The following is a 336-nucleotide window of genomic DNA, read 5'->3' on the forward strand; positions in this document are numbered from 1 at the left end:
CGGTCGTCCTTCCGTTGGAACGCGAGTTGTTCACCCTGGCCAAGGAGGTCGCGACGCTCGACCAGGTCAGCGCCGGGCGGTTGATGTTGGGTGTGGGGGTGGGGTTTCGCGCCGAACTCGAGGTCGCTCGGCCCGCCATTGCGTGGGCCGACCGCTACCGGTTGCTCGGCGACACCGTAGGCGCGCTTCGGAGGCTGTGGAGCGACGACGAGGCCGAATACCACGGGGATTTCATCGATTTCGACCCCGTCTGGTCGAACCCAAAGCCGATGCAGCGCCCCCATCCGCCGCTGTTGGCCGCCGCGACCGGCGCCAAGGCCATCCGCAGCTGCCTGC

General features: G+C 68.5%; 1 protein-coding gene. It reads left to right on the forward strand.

The genetic code is table 11. The features are described from left to right. On the forward strand, positions 1–336 hold a 336-nt coding region (locus KHA85_RS17500; RefSeq protein WP_213186756.1), incomplete at both ends, for an LLM class flavin-dependent oxidoreductase.

Origin of the sequence: Dietzia massiliensis, assembly GCF_018390595.1 — a bacterium.
Classification (GTDB): Bacteria; Actinomycetota; Actinomycetes; order Mycobacteriales; family Mycobacteriaceae; genus Dietzia; species Dietzia massiliensis.